Raw genomic sequence first — 15,768 nt, forward strand, 5'->3', positions numbered from 1 at the left:
CGCCGGGCGGGTCACTTGCGGTTGTAGAGCCGCATCGTGATCGGGCCGAAGACCAGCAGGAACAGCGCCGACCACCCCAGCGACCAGGCGACCTCGTCGGCCGGCCAGTCGCCCGCCATCAGACCGCGCACCGCGGAGGCCACGTGGGTGATCGGGCTGTTGTTGACGAACACCTGCAACCAGCCGGGCATGGTCGACGGGGCGACGAAGACGTTGGAGAGGAAGGTGAGCGGGAAGATCACCATCATGCTGACGCTCATCACCGCCTTCTCGGTGCGCAGCATCAGCCCGAACATCGTCCAGATCCACGAGAAGGCGAACGAGAACACCAGCAGCAGGGCGATCCCGGTGACCACACCGCCGACCCCGCCGTCCGGCCGGTAGCCGAGGATCAGCCCGACCACGAGCATCACCACGGAGGCGATGGTGTAGCGCAGGGCGTCACCGAGCAGATAGCCGACCATCGCGGCCGGCCGCCAGATCGGCAGCGAACGGAAGCGGTCGAAGACGCCCTTCTCGATGTCGGTGTTGACCGACACCCCGGTGTACATCGTGATCATGACGACCGACATCACCAGGATGCCGGGCAGTACGAACTGGATGTAGTCGCTCGGCGAACCGGCCAGCGCACCGCCGAAGAGGTACGTGAACATCAGCAGGTTCATGATCGGGAACGCGGTGACGTCGAAGAGCTGTTCCGGCACGTGCTTGATCTTGAGCATCGCGCGCCAGCCGAACGTCAGCGATGCCGAGAGGGAACTGGGCCGCGGGGGCCGTTCCCCGGTGACCAGCAGGGTGGCCAGGGACTCGGCGCTGACCGGTGCGAGGTCCTTGTTCCCGGTGCTCGTGACCGTGCTCATGCCGCCACCCCGTCCTTCGTGCCGTCCGTGCCGTCCGTGCCGTCCGTGCCGTCCGTGCCGTCCGTGCCCTCGCCGGTGCCCGGAGCCGGGTCATGGCCGGAGTCCCGGCCGGAGTGCCGTCCGGAGTGCCGGCCGGCACCCTGCCCGGCGTCCTGCCCGGTGTCGTGTCCGGTCAGCGCGAGGAAGACCTCGTCGAGGCTGGGCTGCCCCAGGGAGAAGTTGTCGACGGTGATGCCGGCCCGGGTCAGCGCGGTGAGCGCGCGGGCGGCCTGGTCGGCGGCGGTCTCCTCGGCCGCCGCGCTCAGCCGGGCGGTCAGCGCGACCGGGTCACCGTCCAGCTGCACCTCGGCGACCAGCAGTTCGCGCAGGACCCGCTCGGCGTCGGGCCGCCGGCCCGCGTCGCGCAGCCGCAGATGGACGGAACCGGCGCCGACGGACGCCTTCAGCTCGCCCTTGGTCCCCTCGGCGATCACCTTGCCCTTGTCGATGACGGCGATCCGGGAGGCCAGCTGGTCGGCCTCGTCCAGGTACTGGGTGGTCAGCATCACGGTGGTGCCCTGGGCGACGACCGCGCGCACGATGTCCCACACCTGGTTGCGGCTGCGCGGGTCCAGACCGGTGGTCGGCTCGTCCAGGAAGAGGAGGTCGGGGGTGTTGAGGATGGACGCGGCGATGTCGATACGGCGCCGCATGCCGCCGGAGTAGTGCTTGACCTGCCTGGCGGCGGCGTCCGTCAGCCCGAAGGCCTCCAGGAGCTGCGCAGAGCGCTGCCGGGCGGCCCGTTTGCCGTGGCCCAGGAGCCGGCCGAGCAGCACCAGGTTCTCGGTGCCGGTGAGGTCCTCGTCCACGGACGCGTACTGCCCGGTGAGGCTCACCCGGCCGCGTACCTCGTCCGCCTCGCGGACCACGTCGTGGCCGAAGACCTGGGCGTGGCCGCCGTCCGGCCGCAGCAGCGTCGCGAGGATCTTCACCGCGGTGGTCTTGCCGGCCCCGTTCGGACCGAGCACGCCGTAGACCGTGCCGGCCGGCACCCGGAGGTCCACCCCGTCGACGGCCCGGGTCTCGCCGAACGTCTTCACCAGGCCCGCGGTTTCGATCGCGAGGCCGGACGTCTGCGTGCTCATGCTGAGAGTCCTTCCGCGTTCTTGGTCCACGCATGGGAAGACCTTTACCGTCCCGCAAACTCATCGCTCGCGCACCGGGTTTTCCCGGGAGGCTGCCGCGCGGTGTCTTCGATGCGACGGAGCCGTTCCGGGCGGCCGGGTCGGACGGGTCGGACGGGCCGGGCGGGGCGGGCGGGAGTAGCGTCCCTTTCATGCATGCGATCACGATCCCCGAACCCGGAGGCCCCGAGGCGCTGGTCTGGGCCGAGGTCCCCGACCCCGTGCCCGGCGAGGGCGAGGTCCTCGTCGAGGTGACGGCCAGCGCCGTCAACCGGGCCGACATCATGCAGCGGCAGGGTTTCTACCCGCCGCCACCCGGCGCGTCCCCCTACCCCGGCCTGGAGTGTTCCGGACGCGTCGCCGCCCTCGGCACCGGCGTCTCCGGCTGGTCGGTGGGTGACGAGGTGTGCGCGCTGCTGGCGGGCGGCGGTTACGCCCAGAAGGTCGTCGTCCCGGCCGGGCAGCTGCTGCCGGTCCCCGAGGGCGTCGGCCTGAAGCACGCCGCGGCGCTGCCCGAGGTGGTCTGCACCGTCTGGTCGAACGTCTTCATGATCGCCCACCTCCGTCCCGGCGAGACCTTCCTCGTGCACGGCGGCTCCAGCGGCATCGGCACCATGGCGATCCAGCTGGCCAAGGCGGTCGGCGCCAAGGTCGCCGTGACGGCGGGCACGGCCGAGAAGCTGGAGCGCTGCGCCGAGCTGGGCGCGGACATCCTGATCAACTACCGGGAGCAGGACTTCGTCGCCGAGGTCAAGCAGGCCACGGGCGGCGCCGGCGCCGATGTCATCCTCGACAACATGGGCGCCAAGTACCTGGACCGCAACGTGCAGGCGCTGAACTTCAACGGCCGGCTGGCGATCATCGGCATGCAGGGCGGCCGGAAGGCCGAACTGGACATCGGCGCCCTCCTCGCCAAGCGCGCCGCCGTGACCGCCGCGGGGCTGCGGGCCCGTCCCCAGGAGGAGAAGGCGGCCGTCGTGGCGGCCGTACGCGAGCACGTCTGGCCGCTCCTCGCCGAGGGCCGGGTACGCCCGATCGTCGACCGGGAGATGCCGATGAGCGACGCGCCCGCCGCCCACCGGATCGTCGAGGAGAGCGGCCACATCGGGAAGGTACTGCTGGTCGCGCCGTAACGGCCGTGGTACGGGCGTCGTGCTCGCCCCGCTCATGTCCGGCGCAGCCGGAGACCGACGAAGGCGAGGGCCAGGCCCAGTCCGACGAGGACCAGCCCACTGCCCAGGGGCAGGATCCGCGGGGCGGGACCGGACCCGTCCTCGGTGTGTGCGACGGGCCGGGGGGCGGGACGGCGTACCGGAGTCTCGGGAGGCGCCAGTCCGGCCTCCCCGGGCCCCGCAGAGGCGTCGTCCGGGGCGACCGGTACGGCGCTGCTCCTTCCTTTCTCCTCGGGCCCGGCGTCCGTCTCCCTTGCCTTCTGCGCCACCCGCGTCTCCCTCATCTCCCCGGTCTCCCTCGCCTCTCGGGTCTCCTCCGTCTCCTCGTCCCGCCCCGGTCGCTGCCGCCCCTCGCCGGCCCGGCTCCCGGCGCGGGAGGGCTCCGGGCGGTTGCCCGGTGAGGCGTGCGTGGAGCTTGAGGGGGCCGGAGACGGGGGCCGGGCGGTACGCGTGGCCGGCGGGGCGGACGCCACGGCGTCCGGTGACGCGGGGCCGGGGTCGTACGCCGCGCCGGTCGCGCTCGCGGCGTAGTCCGTGCCGGTCGCGTACGCCGTGCTCGCCGCGCAGGGGCACACGGCCGTGCTCAGCCCCAGGAGACCTGCCAGTGCCGTGACCCGCAGTGTGACCCGCAGTGTGTTCCGCGGTGTGATCCGTGGTGTGTTCCGCAGTGTGTCTAGCGGTGTGTCCCGCCATGGAGTCACGCCGGTGACCGCCTCTCGGTACCCGTCAAACCCGTCAAACCCGGTAAATCGGTCGTAGCCGTCGTCAAGATCGACGGAACAAGCCTCACACTCACTGACCATTCCGGCATTCCGGATGGAGCCGAACGCGGGGAACCCGGTTCGGGCAGGGGCGCCCCGGTGACGCGGTGGGGGCGTGCGAGAGAATGACGGCATGGAGATGCCGAGGAACGACAGGTCGTCGGAGAACCCCCAGATCCTGGTCGTCGGCCAGGACGGCATGGCGCTCAGCGGCGGCGGCGGTGACGGAGACGAGGACGCCCGGGAGACCCCGGTGACGGACCAGGTCGAGCAGCCCGCGAAGGTCATGCGCATCGGCAGCATGATCAAGCAGCTCCTGGAGGAGGTGCGCGCCGCTCCCCTGGACGACGCCAGCCGGGCCCGGCTCAAGGAGATCCACTCCAGCTCGGTGAAGGAGCTGGAGGACGGTCTCGCGCCGGAGCTGGTGGAGGAACTGGAGCGGCTCTCCCTGCCCTTCACGGAGGAGGCGACCCCCAGCGACGCGGAACTGCGGATCGCCCAGGCGCAGTTGGTCGGCTGGCTGGAGGGTCTGTTCCACGGGATCCAGACCACCCTGTTCGCCCAGCAGATGGCCGCCCGCGCCCAGCTGGAGCAGATGCGCCGCGCCCTCCCGCCCGGCATCGGTGACGCCGAGGAGGGCCCCCACCCGGGCGGCCGCTCCGGCGGGCCGTACCTCTAGGCCGCCCCACCGCGTCCCACCACCCCTGGACCACCGAACCCGCAGGGCCCGGCAGCGAGGACTGCCGGGCCTTCGGCGTTCGGCACGTTCCGGCGCACGGCGAACCGCCGGCGACCACGCCCACCGGCACGACCGGGACCGTGGCGAAGGTCACTCACGGCGATGCGACCCCGGCCGGAACGGCGGAAGGGAAAACATGATCCGATCCGCGGTTCCGCCAAGTCTGCCGAAGGGCCCCGACACGTCAAGCGCGGTGCCCGATCCGTGACCGTACGCGAAGGAAGCGTCATGGATGCGTTACAGCGCGGGCGCGGACGGTACACAGAATTTGCACGACAGTACGGAAGCACGGTTTCATGACCGGTCCGTCACGTGCCGGGCCCGGCGCCCATCTCGGAACGGAGGCTCGCGCGGAGGCTGTAGCGTGGCCGACGGAGACCGTGACACAACACCGCGCGTACCGCGGGCAGAAACGACGGCGAGGACTGATGGCACAGCAGCAGCGCGCTCAGGGCCCGTCCGAACCCGAGGCGACTGGCGGCGGTATGTCGGACGCGCCGGAGACCTGGGGCAACGGCGGGTTGGTCGGCGACGGCCGGTACCGGCTGACCCGCAGACTCGGGCGGGGCGGCATGGCCGAGGTGTTCGCCGCGGAGGACGTCCGCCTGGGACGTACCGTGGCGGTCAAGCTGCTCCGTGCCGACCTCGCCGAAGACCCGGTCTCCAAGGCCCGCTTCACGCGCGAGGCACAGTCCGTGGCCGGGCTCAACCACCACGCGATCGTCGCCGTGTACGACTCCGGCGAGGACTTCGTCGGCGGCCAGTCCGTGCCGTACATCGTGATGGAGATCGTCGAGGGACGGACCATCCGCGACCTCCTCCTGAACGCGGAGGCGCCCGGCCCCGAGCAGGCGCTGATCATCGTCTCCGGCGTCCTGGAGGCGCTGGCCTACTCGCACCAGCACGGCATCGTGCACCGCGACATCAAGCCGGCCAACGTCATCATCACCAACAGCGGCGCCGTGAAGGTGATGGACTTCGGCATCGCCCGCGCCCTGCACGGGGCGTCGACGACGATGACGCAGACCGGCATGGTCATGGGCACCCCGCAGTACCTCTCCCCGGAGCAGGCCCTCGGCAAGGCCGTCGACCACCGCTCCGACCTGTACGCCACCGGCTGCCTGCTCTACGAACTCCTCGCGCTGCGCCCGCCGTTCACCGGCGAGACCCCGCTGTCGGTGGTCTACCAGCACGTCCAGGACATCCCGACGCCCCCGTCCGAGGTCTCCGACGCGGTCCCGCCGGAGCTGGACGGCCTCGTCATGCGCTCGCTGGCCAAGGAGCCCGACGACCGCTTCCAGACCGCCGAGGAGATGCGCGGGCTGGTCCAGTACGGGCTGCAGATGCTGTACGACCAGGGCGGCCACAGCGGCACCTGGAACACCGGCCCGGTCGCCCACGACGGCCGGCAGACGCCCGCGGCCGGGATGGGCATGGCCGGCACGACCGCGCTGCCGCACCCCGACCACTCGGGCACCGCGCAGATCCCCCAGCCGATCCTGCCGGGCAGGTACGGCGGCGGAGACGACGGCGGCTTCGAGGGACACGGGAACCGGGGCAGTGGCCGGGGCAAGCTGTGGATCCTGGCCGTGCTCGCGGTGATCGCCATCGCGGGCGGCGTCGCGCTGGCGCTGAACCAGGGCGGCAACGAGAGCGGCGGCAAGACCGGCACGTCCACGTCGCCGAGCGCCACGCAGAGCACCGGTGAGGAGAAGACCTCCGAGTCGCCGACCGACGAGTCCACCGACGAGTCCTCCGGCGAGACGGACACCGAGCAGGACACCGGCAGCGGCAGCGGTGACCAGTACACGTCGCCGTCGTACCAGCAGTCGTGGACGCCGACCGCGACGCAGTCCCAGGAGACCAGCGTGCAGCCGTCGGGCGAGGAGACCGGGGGCACCCAGCCCACGAACACCGCGACCGACGACACCGGCGGCGACGGCGGGGAGACCGGGGGTACCCAGCCCACGAACACCGCGACCGACGACACCGGCGGCGACGGCGAGGGCGAGGAGGACGACGGCGGCCTGGGCGGCCTGGGCGGCTGAGCCCCCCGCCCCCGCCCCCGCCCCTGTCCTCGTCCCCGTCCCCGTCCCCGCCCTCGTCCCCGGTCCCGCCCTGGTCGGCCCCGCCAGGCCGGGTCAGTCGGCGAACGCCTCGCACACCGCCTCGTACTCCCGGGTCCACCACACCGCGAGGGCCGACGCCGCCGGGAACTGCGGGTCGGCCCGCCGGTCGCCGCGTTCGTAGTGCCAGCGCAGCATCCAGAAGTCGTTGAGCCGCTCCCACCACACCCGGTGCACGGCGGCCACCAGCTGGGAGGGCGTCGCCCCCGCCGTGCGCCGGTACGCGCGCGCGTACGCGCGTACCTTCAGCAGGTCGAGCGGGCCGGCCGGGCGGACGAAGAAGATCGCTGCGGCGCGTACCGCCTCCTCCGCGCGCGGGCGCACGCCGAGCCGGTCCCAGTCCACGATCGCGGCCGGCGCCTCCCCCTGGTAGAGCAGGTTGAACGGGTGGAAGTCGCCGTGCACCCAGCCCACCGCCCCGCCGCGCGGGGGACGCCGGTCGGCGTGCCGTTCGAGGAGTTCGCGGCGCTCCAGCAGCCGGTGCCGGGCGAGTGCGTCGAAGGAGTCGGCGGGGCGGTGCCGGCGCACCTGGGCGAGCAGGTCGTCGATGAGGGCGAAGGTGTCGGCGGGGTCGGCGCTCGCGGCCGGGTCGGGGACGCCGGGGAAGCCGGTCCGGGACGGCGTCCGCGGCTCGGACCCCGGCATCACCCGCTCCAGGCCGGCGTGCACGGCCCCCAGCAGCGCGCCGAGCCGTTCGCACTGGGCCTCGGTCAGCTGGCCGCCGTGCCGGTGCCGGCCCTCGATCCACGGGTGCAGGGCGTAGCAGTGGCCGCCGACCACGACCACCGTGTGCCCGTCGCGGCCGGGCAGGGCGGGGGCGACCGGGACGCCCAGGCGGGCCAGGCGCCGGGTGGCCCGGTGCTGGCGGTCGATGGCGGCCGGCGTGGCGGTCTCGGGGTCGAAGTGGTGCTTGAGGAAGAAGCGGCCGCGGGTGGTGCACAGGCGCCAGCCGCGGTTGAGCAGGCCCTCGTCGACGGGTTCGCAGGACAGCGCGGAACCGGCGCGGTACTGGGGGAGTAGAGCGCCCAGAGGGGGCGCGTGAGGCACAGTGGTTGGTACACATAAGCGCGGCACGCCGCCGATGCTAGGGCACGGGAATCGTGCGTGAGCTGGGCTTTCTCACACACAGTCAGCGGTGGTCGCTTTCGGTCGCCAGCCCGTCAGGGGGCGTATCGGAGCGCGCCCGGTGTGTTCCCGAAGCGGTGCTTTTCCCGCCTTCGCCCACCGGACCGGTGTCGCACACGGAGTCTTCCCGCGCCCGGGGCGGCCGGGATAACGTGCCGTTGTCCCGGCCCCCTGCGACGCTGTGACCAGTGCCTGTTCCCGACTGTGCCGATTTACTAGGAAACCCAAGTAAAAACGCTGGTCAGGAGGGGTTTCACAGAAATGTGGCGTACTGGGTAACGTGCTGTTTGCAGGACGCTCGCCGGGGCACCTGCCACGCCCGCACCCGGCTCCGGCGCACCCACCCCGTGCGCCCGCCGGACGCGGGTGAGCCGCACCGCCTCCCGGCGAACCCGGGGGCCGGACCGACGGAGGAGCACACGTGACCGTGGAGAGCACTGCCGCGCGCAAGCCGCGACGCAGCGCCGGGAGCAAGGCCGGGAACACCGGCACCACCGGCACCGAGGCAGCCGGCACCACCGGTACCAAACGCACCACGCGCGGCACCCGCGCCGCCGGCAAGGGCACCGACCCGCAGCTCGTGCAGCTGCTGACGCCCGAGGGCAAGCGCGTCAAGAACGCCGAGTTCGACCCGTACGTCGCCGGTGTCACCCCCGACGAGCTGCGCGGCCTGTACCGCGACATGGTGCTCACCCGGCGCTTCGACGCCGAGGCCACCGCGCTGCAGCGCCAGGGCGAACTGGGGCTGTGGGCGTCGCTGCTCGGCCAGGAGGCCGCGCAGATCGGCTCCGGCCGGGCCACCCGCGAGGACGACTACGTCTTCCCGACCTACCGTGAGCACGGCGTCGCCTGGTGCCGCGGGGTCGACCCGACCAACCTGCTGGGCATGTTCCGCGGCGTGAACAACGGCGGCTGGGACCCGGGCAGCAACAACTTCCACCTCTACACCATCGTCATCGGCTCCCAGGCGCTGCACGCCACCGGTTACGCGATGGGCGTCGCCATGGACGGCGCCGACTCGGCCGTCCTCGCCTACTTCGGTGACGGCGCCTCCAGCCAGGGCGACGTCATGGAGGCGTTCAACTTCGCCGCGGTCTACAACGCGCCGGTGGTCTTCTTCTGCCAGAACAACCAGTGGGCGATCTCCGAGTCCAACGAGAAGCAGACCCGGGTGCCGCTCTACCGGCGCGCCGAGGGCTTCGGCTTCCCGGGCGTCCGCGTCGACGGCAACGACGTCCTCGCCTCCCTCGCGGTCACCCGCTGGGCGCTTGAGCGGGCCCGGCGCGGTGAGGGACCGGCGCTCGTCGAGGCGTACACCTACCGGATGGGCGCCCACACCACCTCCGACGACCCCTCGCGCTACCGCCACGACGACGAGCGGATCGCCTGGGAGGCGAAGGACCCGATCCTGCGCCTGCGCCGCCACCTGGAGGCCTCACACCACGCGGACGAGGGTTTCTTCGCGGAACTGGAGACCGAGAGCGAGGCGTTGGGCAAACGAGTGCGCGAAGTGGTCCGTGCCATGCCGGACCCGGACCGGCTGGCCCTCTTCGAGCACGCGTACGCGGACGGGCACGCCCTGGTCGACGAGGAGCGCGCCCAGTTCGTCGCCTACCAGGCGTCGTTCGCCGACACCGAGGCCGAGGGGGTCTGATCATGGCCGAGAAGATGGCGATCGCCAAGGCGATCAACGAGTCGCTGCGCCGCGCCCTGGAGACGGACCCCAAGGTCCTGGTCATGGGCGAGGACGTCGGCAAGCTCGGCGGTGTGTTCCGGGTGACGGACGGCCTGCAGAAGGACTTCGGTGAGGGCCGCGTCGTCGACACCCCGCTCGCCGAGTCCGGCATCGTCGGCACGGCGATCGGCCTCGCCCTGCGCGGCTACCGCCCCGTGGTGGAGATCCAGTTCGACGGTTTCGTCTTCCCGGCGTACGACCAGATCGTCACGCAGCTCGCGAAGATGCACGCCCGCGCGTTGGGCAAGATCAAGCTGCCGGTCGTCGTGCGCATCCCCTACGGCGGCGGTATCGGCGCGGTCGAACACCACTCGGAGTCCCCCGAGGCGCTCTTCGCGCACGTGGCGGGGTTGAAGGTGGTCACGCCGTCCAACGCCTCGGACGCCTACTGGATGATGCAGCAGGCCATCCAGAGCGACGACCCGGTGATCTTCTTCGAGCCCAAGCGGCGCTACTGGGACAAGGGCGAGGTCGACCCGGAGGCGATCCCCGGCCCGCTGCACGCCGCGCGGGTGGCCCGCGAGGGCACCGACCTCACCCTGGTCGCCTACGGCCCGATGGTGAAGCTCTGCCTGGAGGCGGCCGACGCGGCGGCGGAGGAGGGCCGGTCCCTGGAGGTCGTCGACCTGCGCTCGGTCTCGCCGCTGGACTTCGACACCGTGCAGTCCTCGGTGGAGAAGACCCGCCGCCTGGTCGTGGTGCACGAGGCACCGGTCTTCCTCGGTTCCGGCGCGGAGATCGCCGCGCGGATCACCGAGCGCTGCTTCTACCACCTGGAGGCCCCGGTGCTCCGGGTCGGCGGCTACCACGCGCCGTACCCGCCGGCGCGTCTGGAGGAGGAGTACCTGCCCGACCTGGACCGGGTGCTGGATGCCGTCGACCGCTCGCTGGCGTACTGAGGAGAGGGTCGTGACGACGATGACGGAAGCGTCCGTGGGCGCCGTGCGCGAGTTCAAGATGCCCGACGTGGGCGAGGGACTCACCGAGGCCGAGATCCTCAAGTGGTACGTCCAGCCCGGCGACACGGTCACCGACGGCCAGGTGGTCTGCGAGGTCGAGACGGCCAAGGCCGCGGTCGAGCTGCCCATCCCCTACGACGGCGTGGTCCGCGCCGTGCACGTGCCCGAGGGCACCACGGTGGACGTGGGCACGGCGATCATCGCGGTGGACACGGGCGGCGGGACGGCCGCCGAACCGGCCCGGCCCGCCCAGGAGGCGGTGGAGCCGGCACCCGAGCAGCCGCAGGGCCGCACGCCGGTCCTGGTCGGCTACGGGGTGGCCGCGTCCTCGACCCGCCGCCGCCCGCGCAGGGCCCAGGAGGCCCCGGCCGGGCCCGCCACCGCACCGGCCGCCGCCGCGGTCCAGGCCGAGCTGAACGGCCGGGCGCCGGTCACCCGGGAGCGCCCCCTGGCCAAGCCCCCGGTGCGCAAGCTCGCCAAGGACCTCGGCGTCGACCTGACGACCGTGGCCCCGTCCGGGCCGGACGGCATCATCACGCGTGAGGACGTGCACGCGGCGGTGGCGCCCGCGGCGGCCACGGAACCGGCCACGGAACCGGCCGCCGCGCCGGCCGCCGTACCGGCCCCCGCCCCGGCGCCCTCCGTCGCCGCCCCGGCGGCGGTGCCGTCCGGCGGTGCCCGCGAGACCCGCGTCCCGGTCAAGGGCGTCCGCAAGGCGACGGCCGCGGCGATGGTCGGCTCGGCGTTCACCGCGCCGCACGTCACGGAGTTCGTGACGGTCGACGTGACCCGCACGCTGAAGCTGGTCGAGGAGCTGAAGCAGGACAAGGAGTTCGAGGGACTGCGGGTCAACCCGCTGCTCCTGATCGCCAAGGCCCTGCTGGTCGCGATCCGCCGCCACCCGGACATCAACGCCTCCTGGGACGAGGCCGCGCAGGAGATCGTGGTCAAGCACTACGTCAACCTGGGCATCGCCGCCGCGACCCCCCGCGGCCTGCTCGTGCCGAACATCAAGGACGCGCACGCCAAGACGCTGCCGGAGCTGGCCCGTTCGCTGGGCGAGCTGGTCACCACGGCCCGGGAGGGCAAGACCTCCCCGGCCGCGATGCAGGGCGGCACGGTCACCATCACCAACGTGGGCGTCTTCGGTGTCGACACCGGCACACCGATTCTCAACCCCGGCGAGTCGGCGATCCTCGCGATCGGCGCGATCAAACCCCAGCCGTGGGTGCACAAGGGCAAGGTGAAGCCCCGTCAGGTCACCACGCTGGCGCTCAGCTTCGACCACCGCCTGGTCGACGGCGAGCTGGGCTCCAAGGTCCTGGCCGACGTGGCCGCGATCCTGGAGCAGCCCAAGCGGCTGATCACCTGGTCCTAGCGAGCACGGCCAGAAAAAGGGGTGTCCACCGCCCGCCGGCGGTGGACACCCCTTTCGCGAACCGCGAACCGCGAACCGCGAACCGCGGACAGCGCGTCAGCTGATCTTCGCGTAGCCGTAGTTGACGAGCTTCTTCACGTCCGAGGTGCGGTTGGCCGCGGAGGACGAGGTGAGCACCGCGCCGACCACCGACTCACCGTTCTTGGTGGCGGCGAACACCAGGCAGTACTTGGCGGAGGAGCCGGAGCCGGTCTTCACGCCCAGCGTGCCGTTCCAGCCGAGCAGGGTGTTGGTGTTCGACCAGGTCGCCATGGTGCGGGTGGACCCGGTCTTGGTGATGGTCTTGGCCTTGTAGGACTTGGCCTTCACCACGGTCTTGAAGGTGGAGCTCTTCATCGCGCTGCGGGCGAGCTTGGTCAGGTCGCGCGGCGTCGAGTAGTTGGACCCGTTGCTGATGCCGTCGAACGAGTCGAAGTGCGTGTTGGTCATGCCCAGGCTCTTGGCCGTGGAGTTCATCTTGCTGATGAAGTTCTTGGTGCGGGCCGAGACGGTCGAGCCCGAGCCGAACTTGTCGGCCAGCGCCATCGCGGCGTCGCAGCCGGACGGCAGCATCATCCCGTAGAGGAGCTGGCGGACGGTGACCTTGTCGCCGACGATCAGCCGGGCCGACGAGGCGCCCTTGGAGACGATGTAGTCGCTGTAGGCCTTCTTGATGGTGACCTTGGAGTTCAGGTTCAGGTTCTTCTGCGAGAGCACGACCTTGGCGGTCATGATCTTCGTGGTGGAGGCGGTCAGCCGCTTGGTGTCGGCGGACTTGCTGTAGAGCGTCTTGCCGTTGGCGCTGTTCATCACGAACCCGCCCTTGGCGGTGATGGACGGCGTCGTGGCGGCCTGGGCCGGCGCCGCGGTGAGGACACCGGTCGCCACCATGGTGCCGCTCGTCACGGCGACGGCGACGGCCCTGCGGAGGCGAAAGCCCTGATTGACGGTATTCACGTGTAGTACCCCGATTGTGTGGAATTCACCGGCGGTGCGGCCGAGTTGAGGTCAGTTCATCATCTGAACAGCATGATGCCGCGTCTGTATTCGACTCATGGCAGGGGTGGATGGTTGCGCTGTGACGGGTGAAGTGTCCGCATGATGGACGAGCCTCTTCATGCGTCCCTGTTGTATCTATCCTGTGGGCATGAGCATGGCCGTGAAGCAACCCCCCGCCGCCGACCGCGTCTACACACATGTCAAGCAAGGTGTCCTAGACCGCCGTTACGAGGGCGGCACCCTGCTGACCGAGGGTGAACTGGCCGAGGCCACCGGAGTCTCACGCACCCCGGTGCGCGAGGCGCTGCTGCGGCTGGAGGTCGAGGGCCTGATCCGGCTCTACCCGAAGAAGGGCGCCCTCGTCCTGCCCGTCTCCGCGCAGGAGATCGCGGACGTGGTGGAGACCCGGCTGCTGGTCGAGGAGCACGCCGCCCGCAAGGCCGTACCGGCCTCGCCCGCGCTGCTGGAGCGGCTGGCCGAGCTGCTCGACGAGCACAAGGAGCGGGCCGCGGCCGGGGACTTCGCCGCCGCCGCCGTCGCCGACCGCTGCTTCCACGCCGAGATCGTCCGCAGCGGCGGCAACGAGATCCTCTCCCGCCTCTACGACCAGCTCCGCGACCGGCAGCTGCGGATGGGCGTCGCCGTCATGCACTCCCACCCCGACCGGATCGCCAAGACCATCACCGAGCACCAGGAGATCCTCGACGCGCTGCGCGCCGGCGACGCGGAGGCGGCCGTCGCCGTCGTCGGCCGGCACGTCGGCTGGGTCTCCCACCTGGCCCGGGGGGAGGTCCGATGAGCAGCGCCGGCACCACGCTGCCCGGCGACCCCCCGGGCGGCCGGCGCGCGCTCGCCGTCTGGGGCGTCGGCGTCGCCGTCTACTTCGTGGCGGTCATCTTCCGCACGTCGCTGGGCGTCGCGGGACTGGACGCCGTCGAGCGCTTCCACGTGGGCGCCTCGGCGCTGTCCACCTTCTCCATACTCCAGCTGCTGGTCTACGCCGGCATGCAGATACCCGTCGGCCTGCTGGTCGACCGGCTCGGCACCAAGAAGGTGCTCGCCATCGGCGCGGTGCTGTTCACGCTGGGCCAGCTCGGTTTCGCCCTCTCCCCCTCCTACGGCACGGCGCTGGCCTCGCGGGCGCTGCTGGGCTGCGGTGACGCGCTGACCTTCATCAGCGTGCTGCGCCTGGGCACCCGCTGGTTCCCGGCCCGGCGCGGGCCGCTGGTCGCCCAGCTCGCCGGACTGGCCGGCATGGCCGGCAACCTGGTCTCCACCCTGGTCATCGCCCGCCTGCTGCACGGCATCGGCTGGACGGCGGCGTTCGCCGGCAGCGCGCTGGCCGGCGTGGTCGTCCTCGTCCTGCTGCTGCTCTTCCTCAAGGACCACCCCGACGGCCACGAGCCCGAGCCGGTGCCGCACCAGGGGGCGACGTACGTACGCCGCCAGATCGCCGCCTCCTGGCGGGAGCCGGGGACCCGGCTGGGCCTGTGGGTGCACTTCACCACGCAGTTCCCGGCGATGGTGTTCCTGCTGCTGTGGGGCCTGCCGTTCCTGGTCGAGGCCCAGGGCCTGACCCGCGCCACGGCCGGCGAGCTGCTCACCCTCGTGGTGCTGTCGAACATGGTCGTCGGCCTGGTCTTCGGCCAGATCATCGCCCGGCACCACCGGGCGCGGCTGCCGCTGGCGCTGGCGACCGTGGGCGCCACGGCGCTGCTGTGGGCGGCGACGCTCGCCTACCCGGCCGAGCACGCGCCGATGTGGCTGCTGATCGTGCTGTGCGTGGTGCTGGGCGCCTGCGGACCGGCCTCGATGATCGGCTTCGACTTCTCTCGCCCGGCCAACCCGCCGGAGCGTCAGGGCACCGCCTCCGGCATCACCAACATGGGCGGTTTCATCGCCTCGATGACGACACTGCTGGCCATCGGCGTGCTGCTGGACGCCACCGGTGACGACTACACGGTCGCCTTCTCGGCGGTGTTCGTGCTCCAGGCGCTGGGCGTCTCGCAGATCCTGCGGCTGCGCGGGCGGGCGGCGCGGCGCGAGCGGGAGCGGCTGGTGGCCAGTCGGGTGTCGTCGGTGCACGTTCCCGTGTGACCGCGCGTGGCGGCACGGCCCGGGAGGAGCGGGCCCCGGTAGGAACGGGTCATGGACACGGACATGGTCACCGACACGGACATGGACAGGGGCATGGACAGGGGCATGGACAACAAGACCCTCGCCCGCCGGTTCCTGGAGGAGACGGCGGACCACGACCGCGGGCCCGTCTACGCCCGGCACTGCACCCCCGACTACGTCGAGCACGACCCGAACATGGCCCAGGAGTCGGTGGGCCTCGCCGAGGCCGCGCGGGTGTACCGGGAGCTGATGGACGCCTTCGGCCTCACCCACCGGGCGCAGAGCATGGTGGCCGAGGGCGACCTCGTCTGCGCCCGGTTCGTCCTGCGCGGCCGGCACACCGGCGCGTACCAGGGGAACCCGCCGAGCGGGGCGTCGTTCGAGGCGACCGGCCACGTCACGCTGCGCTTCGACGACGGGAAGATCGCCGAGAGCTGGTTCAACTGGGACCTGACCGGCGCCCTGCGCCAGCTCGGCTCTCCCCCGGACACCGTCCTGTAGCCACCGTCCTGTAGCCACCGTCCTGTAGCTCCGGCGCCCGTGCGCGCCGCCCTCGTGGCCGTCGTCACCCGAGGGCGGCCGTCACCCGATGAC

Annotated in this window: 14 protein-coding genes; 9 read left to right on the forward strand and 5 right to left on the reverse strand. The window is 71.9% G+C overall.

Annotated features, from left to right (window positions below; all coding sequences use genetic code 11):
* Positions 1–11 precede the first annotated feature (11 nt).
* The gene (locus ACIQR3_RS16365) at positions 12–860 is read right to left on the reverse strand and encodes an ABC transporter permease (protein ID WP_403538984.1); all 849 of its coding nucleotides are present in this window, start codon (positions 858–860) and stop codon (positions 12–14) included.
* Positions 857–1,984 carry an ATP-binding cassette domain-containing protein gene (locus ACIQR3_RS16370; RefSeq protein WP_403538987.1) on the reverse strand — a complete coding sequence of 376 codons (1,128 nt, stop codon included), beginning with the start codon at positions 1,982–1,984 and terminating at the stop codon, positions 857–859. Before ACIQR3_RS16370 ends, ACIQR3_RS16365 begins: the two co-directional genes overlap by 4 nt.
* Before the next feature lie 191 nt (positions 1,985–2,175).
* On the opposite strand from ACIQR3_RS16370, the gene ACIQR3_RS16375 reads away from it, so the two are divergent.
* A complete protein-coding gene (locus ACIQR3_RS16375; protein ID WP_403538989.1) occupies positions 2,176–3,156 on the forward strand; it encodes an NAD(P)H-quinone oxidoreductase in 981 nt (326 codons plus the stop codon).
* Between the two features lie 32 nt (positions 3,157–3,188).
* Here ACIQR3_RS16375 and ACIQR3_RS16380 read toward each other — a convergent pair whose 3' ends face one another.
* Positions 3,189–3,479 (reverse strand): hypothetical protein, encoded by a 291-nt coding sequence (locus ACIQR3_RS16380; RefSeq protein WP_403538992.1) that lies wholly within the window; start codon positions 3,477–3,479, stop codon positions 3,189–3,191.
* 610 nt (positions 3,480–4,089) lie between these two features.
* Here ACIQR3_RS16380 and ACIQR3_RS16385 point away from each other — a divergent pair.
* Positions 4,090–4,635 carry a bacterial proteasome activator family protein gene (locus tag ACIQR3_RS16385; protein ID WP_403538994.1) on the forward strand — a complete coding sequence of 182 codons (546 nt, stop codon included), beginning with the start codon at positions 4,090–4,092 and terminating at the stop codon, positions 4,633–4,635.
* Between the two features lie 488 nt (positions 4,636–5,123).
* Positions 5,124–6,743 carry a protein kinase gene (locus ACIQR3_RS16390; RefSeq protein ID WP_403538996.1) on the forward strand — a complete coding sequence of 540 codons (1,620 nt, stop codon included), beginning with the start codon at positions 5,124–5,126 and terminating at the stop codon, positions 6,741–6,743.
* Between the two features lie 93 nt (positions 6,744–6,836).
* Here the strand turns inward: ACIQR3_RS16390 and ACIQR3_RS16395 are convergent, their stop codons facing one another.
* Positions 6,837–7,868: a phosphotransferase gene (locus ACIQR3_RS16395; protein WP_403538999.1), complete on the reverse strand. Its 1,032-nt coding sequence runs from the start codon at positions 7,866–7,868 to the stop codon at positions 6,837–6,839.
* Positions 7,869–8,367: 499 nt separating this feature from the next.
* Between ACIQR3_RS16395 and pdhA the strand changes: the two genes are divergently transcribed.
* The 3 genes from pdhA to ACIQR3_RS16410 are packed head-to-tail and all read left to right on the forward strand — an operon-like array spanning position 8,368 to position 12,018.
* On the forward strand, positions 8,368–9,600 hold the full coding sequence (gene pdhA / locus ACIQR3_RS16400) for a pyruvate dehydrogenase (acetyl-transferring) E1 component subunit alpha (RefSeq protein WP_403539001.1): 1,233 nt from the start codon (positions 8,368–8,370) through the stop codon (positions 9,598–9,600).
* A gap of 2 nt (positions 9,601–9,602) precedes the next feature.
* The gene (locus ACIQR3_RS16405) at positions 9,603–10,580 is read left to right on the forward strand and encodes an alpha-ketoacid dehydrogenase subunit beta (RefSeq protein WP_403539004.1); all 978 of its coding nucleotides are present in this window, start codon (positions 9,603–9,605) and stop codon (positions 10,578–10,580) included.
* A gap of 10 nt (positions 10,581–10,590) precedes the next feature.
* Positions 10,591–12,018: a dihydrolipoamide acetyltransferase family protein gene (locus ACIQR3_RS16410; protein WP_403539007.1), complete on the forward strand. Its 1,428-nt coding sequence runs from the start codon at positions 10,591–10,593 to the stop codon at positions 12,016–12,018.
* A gap of 96 nt (positions 12,019–12,114) precedes the next feature.
* Here ACIQR3_RS16410 and ACIQR3_RS16415 read toward each other — a convergent pair whose 3' ends face one another.
* A complete protein-coding gene (locus tag ACIQR3_RS16415) occupies positions 12,115–12,948 on the reverse strand; it encodes a D-alanyl-D-alanine carboxypeptidase family protein (protein WP_403539284.1) in 834 nt (277 codons plus the stop codon).
* Between the two features lie 256 nt (positions 12,949–13,204).
* On the opposite strand from ACIQR3_RS16415, the gene ACIQR3_RS16420 reads away from it, so the two are divergent.
* The 3 genes from ACIQR3_RS16420 to ACIQR3_RS16430 are packed head-to-tail and all read left to right on the forward strand — an operon-like array spanning position 13,205 to position 15,675.
* Positions 13,205–13,855: a GntR family transcriptional regulator gene (locus ACIQR3_RS16420; protein WP_403539010.1), complete on the forward strand. Its 651-nt coding sequence runs from the start codon at positions 13,205–13,207 to the stop codon at positions 13,853–13,855.
* Positions 13,852–15,153 (forward strand): nitrate/nitrite transporter, encoded by a 1,302-nt coding sequence (locus tag ACIQR3_RS16425; RefSeq protein ID WP_403539013.1) that lies wholly within the window; start codon positions 13,852–13,854, stop codon positions 15,151–15,153. The genes ACIQR3_RS16420 and ACIQR3_RS16425 overlap by 4 nt, the downstream gene beginning before the upstream one ends.
* A 51-nt stretch (positions 15,154–15,204) precedes the next feature.
* Positions 15,205–15,675, forward strand: coding sequence for an ester cyclase (locus ACIQR3_RS16430; protein ID WP_403539016.1), 471 nt, complete (start codon positions 15,205–15,207; stop codon positions 15,673–15,675).
* The last annotated feature ends 93 nt before the right edge of the window (positions 15,676–15,768 follow it).

This window comes from Streptomyces sp. NPDC090994 (assembly GCF_044768905.1).
In the GTDB taxonomy this organism is placed as follows: Bacteria; Actinomycetota; Actinomycetes; order Streptomycetales; family Streptomycetaceae; genus Streptomyces.

Coding starts and splice junctions, on each gene's coding strand:
- ACIQR3_RS16365 (WP_403538984.1), bottom strand. CDS start 860: ATGAGCACGGTCACGAGCACCGGGAACAAGGACCTCGCACCGGTCAGC.
- ACIQR3_RS16370 (WP_403538987.1), bottom strand. CDS start 1,984: ATGAGCACGCAGACGTCCGGCCTCGCGATCGAAACCGCGGGCCTGGTG.
- ACIQR3_RS16375 (WP_403538989.1), top strand. CDS start 2,176: ATGCATGCGATCACGATCCCCGAACCCGGAGGCCCCGAGGCGCTGGTC.
- ACIQR3_RS16380 (WP_403538992.1), bottom strand. CDS start 3,479: ATGAGGGAGACGCGGGTGGCGCAGAAGGCAAGGGAGACGGACGCCGGG.
- ACIQR3_RS16385 (WP_403538994.1), top strand. CDS start 4,090: ATGGAGATGCCGAGGAACGACAGGTCGTCGGAGAACCCCCAGATCCTG.
- ACIQR3_RS16390 (WP_403538996.1), top strand. CDS start 5,124: ATGGCACAGCAGCAGCGCGCTCAGGGCCCGTCCGAACCCGAGGCGACT.
- ACIQR3_RS16405 (WP_403539004.1), top strand. CDS start 9,603: ATGGCCGAGAAGATGGCGATCGCCAAGGCGATCAACGAGTCGCTGCGC.
- ACIQR3_RS16415 (WP_403539284.1), bottom strand. CDS start 12,948: ATGGTGGCGACCGGTGTCCTCACCGCGGCGCCGGCCCAGGCCGCCACG.
- ACIQR3_RS16420 (WP_403539010.1), top strand. CDS start 13,205: ATGAGCATGGCCGTGAAGCAACCCCCCGCCGCCGACCGCGTCTACACA.
- ACIQR3_RS16425 (WP_403539013.1), top strand. CDS start 13,852: ATGAGCAGCGCCGGCACCACGCTGCCCGGCGACCCCCCGGGCGGCCGG.
- ACIQR3_RS16430 (WP_403539016.1), top strand. CDS start 15,205: ATGGACACGGACATGGTCACCGACACGGACATGGACAGGGGCATGGAC.